The sequence below is a fragment of the Streptomyces sp. NPDC046900 genome, from assembly GCF_040644975.1.
Classification (GTDB): domain Bacteria; phylum Actinomycetota; class Actinomycetes; order Streptomycetales; family Streptomycetaceae; genus Streptomyces.
This window is the reverse complement of sequence record NZ_JBEYXD010000171.1, coordinates 1-8,281: the sequence shown is the minus strand read 5'-3', so window position 1 is coordinate 8,281 and position 8,281 is coordinate 1. Positions and strand designations below refer to the sequence as shown.

Here is an 8,281-nt window from a genome sequence, read left to right as displayed (position 1 = left end):
CCGGCAGACCCGCACACCCGGCAGCCCCCAACGGCCACCGGGCACCCACCCCTGCCCACACCCGCCCTGACCTGCTGCTATTTACGCGTCAGAGGAGTGCGAAGGGTGTTCTACGCCCCCACGCCTCACGCCCCCGATCGGCGGCTGCCTGAGGCGAACCCACTCACCTCGCCAAGCGGGCTTCGTAGGGGCGTCCGACACACTGCGACCAATTCCGACCAGAACCCGCCAACATGACGACTATTCTGGATCCGGAAGCCAAGGAGGCTACGTCTGCATGGGTGAGTCGCGCACACCCAGGTCGGCTGGATCTGGAGACCTGCTCGAGTCCGAGTGGGAGGCACACCGACCTGCGGTCTTCGGCGTGGCGTACCGGCTGCTGGGGAGTGTGGCCGATGCCGAGGATGTGGCCCAAGACGTGTGGCTGCGGGCGGCCGGCGCGGACCTGCGCGACGTCAGTGATCTACGAGCCTGGCTGGTCACCGTTTCCGCGCGGCGGTCGTACGACATCCTCAAGTCCGCCCGCATTCGCAGGGAAGCCTACGTGGGGCCTTGGCTCCCGGAGCCGTTGCTGACAGGCCCGGATGCGTCGGAAGCAGTACTCGTCGACGAATCCGTCGGCTCGGCGATGCTCCTGATCATGGAGGAGCTGAGCCCACCGGAGCGCGTGGCTTTCGTCCTCCACGATGTCTTCGGTCTTGAGTTCGGCCAGATCGCTGAAGTGCTGAGCACCTCTGCACCGACCGCCCGGCAGCACGCCTCACGGGCACGGCGGCGGGTGGCCAAGGCGAAGCAGGCCACGCCGCAAGCGTCCAAGGCAGAGCGGGAACGCGTACTCGCGGCCTTCCGCGCCGCCTACGAGGCCGGGGATCTGGCCGGTCTGGTCAGACTCCTTCATCCGGACGCTGTGTACGTCACCGACGGCGGCGGCAAGATCGCCGCAGCCCGCAAACTCATCCATGGTGGTCTGCGCGTCGCCGAGGTCATGGTGCGAGTGGGCCGCCAGTGGCGTGCGGACCGCATCGACGTCGTCGAGGTCGGCGGCGAACTCGCCCTCCTCTTCCGCCGCGCGGGCCGCGTCTACTCCGTCGACACGCTGCAGGTCACGGACGGCGTGATCACCGCGTACCGCAGGGTCATCAACCCGGAGAAACTTTCGCACCTCTGAGCTGTCACACCTCGGTGGGCCACCTCGTCTCCCTGATGAGAACGCAGAGCCAGAACGACCAAGGAGACTCTCAGTGACCCGCACGAACCCTAGCGAGGCAGCATCGGAGCCATACGCGTCTGCTCTGCCACCCTGAACCGCCGGCCGTGAAATCGGGAAGACCGGCCATCGGCGACAGCACCTCGTCACCGGTAAGGACCCAGGGTCATCAACTCGGCATACGGTCTGAAATTGCCTTTCCCTCCTCCGGACGCGACGCGTTCGTCATTCATGCCGATATTCCATTGCGGGACGGCCACAATGATGCCTTTTGGCTCTGCTCTCATGAAATGCGAAGGGTCGGATCAGTGACGCTTCGCACCCAGCTTCCTGCTCACGCAGGTGACTCGGGTGTTCGAGGTCAAGACCCCCCACAGGAAGGACCTGTCGTGCAAGCCATCATCGTTCAAGACCGCGAGGCGGGTATCGGTGGTCTCACGCTCACGGATATTCCCTACCCCCACGCCGCCGAGAACGACGTCATCGTGCAGGTGCATGCCGCCGGGTTCACCCCCGGAGAGCTGGAGTGGCCGGGAACATGGGCCGACCGTGCAGGCCGGGACCGCACTCCGAGCGTGCCGGGCCACGAGCTGTCGGGAGTCGTCGTCGAGCTGGGGTACGGCACCACCGGCCTGACCGTCGGCCAGCGAGTCTTCGGCCTGACCGACTGGACCCGTAACGGTTCCCTGGCCGAATACACGGCTGTGGAGGCCCGCAACCTCGCTCCGCTCCCGGCGGACGTCGACCACACCATCGCTGCCGCACTGCCGATCTCCGGACTCACTGCCTGGCAGGGCCTGTTCGACCACGCGCGCCTTACCACCGGCCAAACCGTCCTGATCCACGGCGCCGCAGGTGGCGTCGGTTCGATCGGAGTGCAGCTCGCCCGCGAGGTGGGAGCCTGGGTCATCGGCACCGGCCGGGCCGCCGACCGGGACACCGCCCTTGCTCTCGGCGTGGACACCTTTCTGGACCTGCAGGCCGACAAGCTGGAGGAGGCCGGCGAGGTCGACGTGGTCCTCGACGTGATCGGCGGTGAGATCCTCGACCGTTCTACCGCTCTCGTACGCGCCGGTGGCACGCTCGTCACCATCGCGCACCCGCCCACCATCCAGCCTGAGGACGGGCGGTCCGTCTTCTTCGTCGTCGAACCCGACCGCGACAGGCTGGCGGACCTTGCCCAGCGGCTGCGAGACGGGCGACTCAAGCCCATCGTGGGTGCCGTGCGCCCGCTGGCCGAGACGCCGGCCGCGTTCGCCCCGGAACGACGTACCCCCGGCAAGACCATTATTCGAGTCGCGGAAGACTGAGCGGGGACATCATCATCATCGAAATACGGATGGCTGGTCGCATTCTGGCTTCTGGAAAACTTGCCGGGGTCGCCGGATACGGCCCCGGCGCCCATGACGCAGCCACCAAGAAATCTCCCGCCGCGGCAGCCGTGACTTCGAAACATCCCTCCGAAATGCTGTCGCCACTGCCGCAGAATGCGCTTCCGAACGTCAAGGGAAAAAGGTCACCTCGGCAGTCGTCGGCTTTCCGCCCAATGCCCGAGCGTTCCGCACCGGCACGGCGAGGCCTTCGTCTATGCCTACGTTCTCACCGGCAGCGTGCGCAGCAAGCTCGACGGCGAACCTGTGCACACATACCAGCAGGGCGAGAACCGGATCGAGGAGCCGGGCGCCCACCATGTGCTTACCGAAGACATCAGCAGGACTATGCCGACGAAGCTTCTGGTCGTCTTCGTATCCGACACGGGGGACACACTCAAGATCCCTGACCCAAGACGGACGCACTCAAGATCTCTGACCCAAAACGGTAGGGCACCATCGCCCGCCTTTCCAAGAATGCGAGCAATTCATGACCGCGAAGCAGCGCGTGAACATCGGAAAGCAGCACCCGGCCAACTACAAGACCCTCATCGCCTTGTCAGCGGCAGCGGAGGAGAGTGCCGCCACTTCAGGCCTCGGCCGTCTCCTGGTCGAGTTGCTGAAGATTCGCACCTCCCAGATCAACGGCTGCGCCTTCTGCCTCAGGATGCACACCCGCGACGCACTCAAGATGGGCGAGAACCCGGACCGACTCGCCGTACTGCCCGGTTGGGAGGAGACCGGCTACTTCTCCGAGACCGAGCGCGCGGCCCTACGTCTGACAGAGGCCATCACGCACGTGTCGCAGGGCCACGTCAGCGACGACGCCTACGAGGAGGCCGCCGCCGTGCTCACCGAGGAGCAGATCTCCGCGGTCGCCTGGCTGGCGACAGTGATGAACGCGTTCAACCGCGTAGCGATCACCAGCCGATACACCGTAGTCGGCGACTGAGCCGAATCCCAGGTGCCGGCCGGGGAGTGGGCCTGGCAGTGCGGTGCCACTGGAGTGAGTCGGACAATTACCCAACGCAGCTTTGCGGCGCGGTGGCGGACATGGCGCAAGCCGCATGGTTCAGCACTGTGATCGTGGCACACGAATTGCTCGGCTGCGAGCGCTCGTACTGAACCTGCGATCCAGCGCGGCGTTGCCATGGCCGGTGCCGGCCCAGGCCGACGCGCGGCGCGTACCCGGCCTGGGCCAGGCCGTGGCCGAGCGGCTGGATGCCGAGGGGGGTCCCGGCCCACCGCGACAAGTCCGCCTCGTACTGGATACTTCGTGGGCCAAGGCGTCAAGGAGGTGCTGAACTCGGCAACCTTCACGATCGCAAGCGAGGTGCCTGGGGCATGGCTCTGGCACGCCGTGCCCGCGTGCCCGACGATCAGCGCGGATTTGGTGCGCCTGTTGGAGACATACCGATACCGGCCGCAGGGAGGACGCCACCTTCAAGCCCCCGCGGGCAAAGGATCAGTCGCGCCCAAGTCCCCGGCGCACGTGCGACGCGATCGTGGGAGCCTCCGCCTCCGCCTCCGCCTGCACGTCGGCAAGGCTCTGATCGGCCAGCGCCTTGCGCCAGGCCGCTTCGGCCCGCTCCATGGCGCTGTTCACGGCGCACGGCCGAGTAAAGCTGCTCTTTGGCACTCGCTCGCCGATGGTGCCGCACCGACGGATCTCAGCGCAGCGGAATAGGGGCTCATCCCCCTCAATAGCGAGAACCACGTCCAGCATCGACACCGCCGCCAGGGGGCGGGCCAGCCGGAAGCCTCCCCGCGCACCCGGCACGGATTCCAGCAGCCCCGCCTTGACCAGCTGCTGCAGCTGTTTGTTCAGGTAGGTGGGCGACAGATCGTGACCAGCGGCCAGCTCCGCAGTCGCCACCGGCTCGCCGCCCCCCAGCCACGCCAGGTTGAGTAGCGTGTGCACGGCCCACTCAACGCCCTTACCCGTCCGCATAACTGGATACTAAAGATCCAGTTATGACGTGTCAAAACCCGCGCCTCGGCCCACCCCCCGGAGGCGCGCTGCTTGACCTCCTCGAGGACGCAGCCATTGCCGTCCAGGTCGCTGAAGGTGGTCATGGGTCCGTAGTCGGCATCGGCACGGAACGCGTTGGCACCGCGCTCGGAGCCCGCACCAAGGCGCACGACCTCAGCGGCCTTGTACCCGTGGACAACGTCGCGGAATACCTCGCTCTCGATACCGCGACCGAGGTGCTCCGCTCGGGCTTCCTCGATGTCGGACGCGACGAGGTGCACTGCCTGAGTCGAGCCCGCAGCGACGGAGGTCAGCACCCTTCCGAAGACGATCGAGCACTCGGAGCCGGGCGGCGTGAAACGGACCGGATGTCGTCACTATCCATGTCATCGATGTCCAGGCGGAATCCCACTGCCTGGTAAAAGACCTTGGCCCGATCGACGTCGGAGACCGCGCGGCACGACGTTGCCCTCTAACGAAACGAGCGGGATGCGGTAGCGCGGTACGGGGCCAGGAACCTGGTCAGCGTCGCCGGCATCTCCTGGGGTGCCTGCTCGGCGGCCCAGTGGCCGGCGCCGGCTCCATGGAAGGCATGGTCGTGAGAAGTTCCTTTCCTGGACGGTGCAGCAGCTGGTCCCAGCGTTCGAGGGCGGGCAGGGGTCGCTGGTCGACGGGCAGCCGGCTGGCCCGGCGCTCGGTCAAACTGGGCAGCGGCAGCTCGGGCGGTGTGACCAGCTCCGCCGGCATGGCGCTCGCGGTCACCGTCGGGGACCGGCCTTCGGTCTCGGCGGCCTTGCGGGCCTCCAGCGCGACCACGTCCGCAGTGCAGGCTCCGACCGCCAGGGCGGCACGGATCCCGGCGACGACGTCGCGGTGCTGCAGGTGCCGGTGCAGCAACAAGACGTGGACCAGGGCTTTCGTGCCGTCCGTCTCGCCGAGAGTGTGCTTGGCGGCGGCCCAGAACGCCTCGTGGGCGGGGGTGAAGGTGCCCTCGCGGCGGGCCTGGTCCAGGGCCTCGGAGCCGGCCAGGGCACCGGGCTTGGCCAGCAGGACCTCCAGGAAGTGGTCCAGCACGACCCGTTCGGCGCCTTTGGCGGTCAGCCGCGGGTGGCGGGCGATCTCCGTGCGGCCGTGGAAGACCACGACCTCGTCGGACCGCAGCAGCGCGTGGACGGTGCGGCCGATGAACCGGGCCGGGACCGAGTAGCGGCAGACCCGGACCGCGACCATGCCGCAGCGGTCGACGCGCGGACTGAAGGCGAGGCCGGTCTCGAACCCTTCCCCGGGCAGCGGCAGCAGCAGAGGGGCCTCGTGGGCGAAGTCCTGGCCGATAGTGCGGATCCGCAACCCGATCCGGCGGCTCTCCTCGGCCTGCTCGAAACGGGCGAAGGCCTCGTTGAGCTCATCGAGGCTGTCGACGCAGGGCACGGGGGTGAGGTAGTTGCGGCGCCAGTAGCCGACCTGCCCCTCCACTCCGCGCTTCTCGTGCGCCCCGCGAAGGCCCGGCTCGCAGTAGAAAGGGGTGATTGAGAAGTGCTTGCGGAAGTCGACCCAGCGAGGATGCTCTTCGCGCGAGCGGCTCTTGCGGATCACCCGCGAGACCGCCGGAGACAGGTTGTCGTAGCAGATCTGGCCAGCGGGGATACCGCCCAGCGTGCGAAACGCGTGGACGTGGCCGTCGAGGAAGGCCTCCTGCCCGCAGGACGCGGTGATCCGGTGGACCGCCTTGCCCGAGTAGGCAAGCCGGAACGCGAACACGAAGCACTTGGTGCGCTCGCCGGCCAGATCGATCCAGACCTCGCCGAAGTCGACCTCCGCGTCCATGCCGGGCTGGTTGTGCCGAATCACGAACCCGGCCGCCAGCGTCGCCCCCGCGGCCTCGGCGATCTCCTGGCGGCGCTGGCTCACGTAATCCCAGACCGTCGAGTAAGCGATCTCGGCGCCGGCCTCGTGCTGAAGCCGGGTCAGGATCCGCTTCACGGTGTGCCGCTGCTTGGGCGGAGCGTCCAGATCGTCCAGCAGCCACTGGTCAATCGTCTTCTTGAACGGCTCCAACCTCGGCGAATGCCGCCTCGGAGTGCGGCGCGGCGCGGGGACCGCCGAGCACAAGGCCTCGCGCACCAGACGGCGGTGAACCCGGTACTTGCGCGCCAGCGCGCGGACCGACAACCCCTCGCGCCACGAGTCCCGGCGGATCAGTAGGAACAGCTCTTCCTTCGAGGACGCCATCCGGCATCGCCCCCTCACGGCGACCTACCGCGAGCATCCCAGCGCTCTCCGCAGGGTGGGGCCAACTCAAGCCGGAACAACCCCCCAACGCTCCCACGCGCCCCGCCGGTGGGGCCAACTCGGGCCGGAAAAGTGGGGCCAGTTCAAACCGTTAACGCCAGACGTCATGACCAGGCATGCATACCTGAACCCACCCCAACCACGGCAGGAAACCCCCCGTGCTGCGCCAAGCAACCGGACGCCACCAACGAACACCGCCGATAAGGAGGCCCAGCACACCATGCCCAGCGCACCCATCCACCCGATGGCGCAGGAAGGGCGCCGCATCACGTTCGCATCCCACAAGGAGCCCAAAACCGTGTATCCGGGCGTCATCACCCGTGTCGACGGCTCCACCCTGGATGTCCGGCTCGACGGCCAGCGATCGAACCTGCGCGTCCACGCTGACTACGCCGGGATCCAGTACCTCAACGAGATCGGGCCCGTTCCGGAACTGCCAATGGGCCCCTTCCACCCCACCGCAGCCGACTTCGCCAACGTCCAGTACGACGGAGTGCTACTCGCCGAATGCGCAGACGGTGACCTCATCGCCCTCACCCCGGACCCGGTACAGGCGGTCGCCGCCATGAACGCCCACCTGCGGCAGAAGGGCCTGGACGCCGAGCTCGCCACAGACGACGTCCAACGTCGGTGGGCTGTCTTCAAGTGGCAGCCACCGGAGTCCGAGTGCCCCTGGACCGTGGACTGGGCCGATGCGGATGCCGCGATGGCCGTCCCACTTCATTACCTGCCAGCCTATGCAGACAAGGACTCTTCCCGATGAGCTACACCACACGCGTGAAGGGCGGATTCGCGATCCACCCACCGCTGACCTGGGGTGAAATCAAGGACAGCCTCTTCGCTCCCCACAACATCACCCAGGGCCGCACTCCCGAACTCATGCTGTGTGTGGCCGAGGAGGACGTCGACACCGTCGATGGGCCACTGCTGCGTCGAACCGCAACTGCCCTAGCCTCGATCTTTCTCGACGGTCCGCCGACGGAGTCGGTGGACCGTTTCGTTTTCTGTGAGGGGTAGCAGGCAGGCCAAGGGCCCGAGTGTCGCGTCGGGTGGGGCGCCGGGTTCCACTGCCCGGGCTGTGATGCTGATGCTCGCAGGGACGGGGAAGGCTGCTGGTCAGCCTGGGCTGGGGAGGAGGGCGAGCCGGGCCAGCGCTGTGGTGATCTTGTCGGTCCAGGGCCAGTGGCGGGCCAGGCGGAGGATCCGCCGACGGCCCGTGGTGACGAGTTGGGCGGCCGCGGTGAACAGGCGGAACCGCAGGCGGCGGGGCTCCCAGAGTCGGGCCTTGCCGGTCAGGGCGAGCATGGGCATCCAGGCCAGCAGGTCGAGAGCGATCTGGACGATCTCCAGCCAGACCTTGTTCTGGGCCGTGTCGTGGAGGGGAAGGTTGCGCAGGCCGGTGGCCCGGGCGGCCCGGATGCGGTCTTCCGCGCGGGCCCGCAG

General features: G+C 67.6%; 8 protein-coding genes and 1 pseudogene. 6 read left to right on the top strand and 3 right to left on the bottom strand.

Annotated elements, in window-relative coordinates:
- Positions 1 to 277: 277 nt before the first annotated feature.
- From sigJ to ABZ904_RS49675, 4 genes and pseudogenes are all read left to right on the top strand, one after another.
- Positions 278 to 1,168: an RNA polymerase sigma factor SigJ gene (sigJ, locus tag ABZ904_RS49690; protein WP_361003614.1), complete on the top strand. Its 891-nt coding sequence runs from the start codon at positions 278 to 280 to the stop codon at positions 1,166 to 1,168.
- A gap of 428 nt (positions 1,169 to 1,596) precedes the next feature.
- On the top strand, positions 1,597 to 2,517 hold the full coding sequence (locus tag ABZ904_RS49685) for an NADP-dependent oxidoreductase (RefSeq protein ID WP_361830797.1): 921 nt from the start codon (positions 1,597 to 1,599) through the stop codon (positions 2,515 to 2,517).
- A gap of 550 nt (positions 2,518 to 3,067) precedes the next feature.
- Complete coding sequence (locus ABZ904_RS49680; RefSeq protein WP_359408887.1) at positions 3,068 to 3,529, top strand: carboxymuconolactone decarboxylase family protein; 462 nt, start codon at positions 3,068 to 3,070, stop codon at positions 3,527 to 3,529.
- 321 nt (positions 3,530 to 3,850) lie between these two features.
- A pseudogene (locus tag ABZ904_RS49675) lies at positions 3,851 to 3,994 on the top strand (pyridine nucleotide-disulfide oxidoreductase); the annotation flags it as partial.
- Positions 3,995 to 4,042: 48 nt separating this feature from the next.
- On the opposite strand, the gene ABZ904_RS49670 reads toward ABZ904_RS49675, so the two are convergent.
- Together ABZ904_RS49670 and istA are read right to left on the bottom strand one after the other, a co-directional pair.
- Positions 4,043 to 4,528 carry an Rrf2 family transcriptional regulator gene (locus ABZ904_RS49670; RefSeq protein WP_361830794.1) on the bottom strand — a complete coding sequence of 162 codons (486 nt, stop codon included), beginning with the start codon at positions 4,526 to 4,528 and terminating at the stop codon, positions 4,043 to 4,045.
- Positions 4,529 to 5,071: 543 nt separating this feature from the next.
- Positions 5,072 to 6,778 carry an IS21 family transposase gene (gene istA, locus ABZ904_RS49665; protein ID WP_361830791.1) on the bottom strand — a complete coding sequence of 569 codons (1,707 nt, stop codon included), beginning with the start codon at positions 6,776 to 6,778 and terminating at the stop codon, positions 5,072 to 5,074.
- A 280-nt stretch (positions 6,779 to 7,058) separates the two neighbouring features.
- Here istA and ABZ904_RS49660 point away from each other — a divergent pair, with 280 nt between their 5' ends.
- Both ABZ904_RS49660 and ABZ904_RS49655 read left to right on the top strand, forming a co-directional pair.
- Positions 7,059 to 7,601 carry a hypothetical protein gene (locus tag ABZ904_RS49660; protein WP_359408881.1) on the top strand — a complete coding sequence of 181 codons (543 nt, stop codon included), beginning with the start codon at positions 7,059 to 7,061 and terminating at the stop codon, positions 7,599 to 7,601.
- Complete coding sequence (locus tag ABZ904_RS49655; protein WP_359408879.1) at positions 7,598 to 7,855, top strand: DUF6205 family protein; 258 nt, start codon at positions 7,598 to 7,600, stop codon at positions 7,853 to 7,855. The genes ABZ904_RS49660 and ABZ904_RS49655 overlap by 4 nt, the downstream gene beginning before the upstream one ends.
- 99 nt (positions 7,856 to 7,954) lie before the next feature.
- Here the strand turns inward: ABZ904_RS49655 and ABZ904_RS49650 are convergent.
- The coding region (locus tag ABZ904_RS49650; RefSeq protein ID WP_361830787.1) for a transposase at positions 7,955 to 8,281 on the bottom strand (327 nt) is incomplete at its 5' end.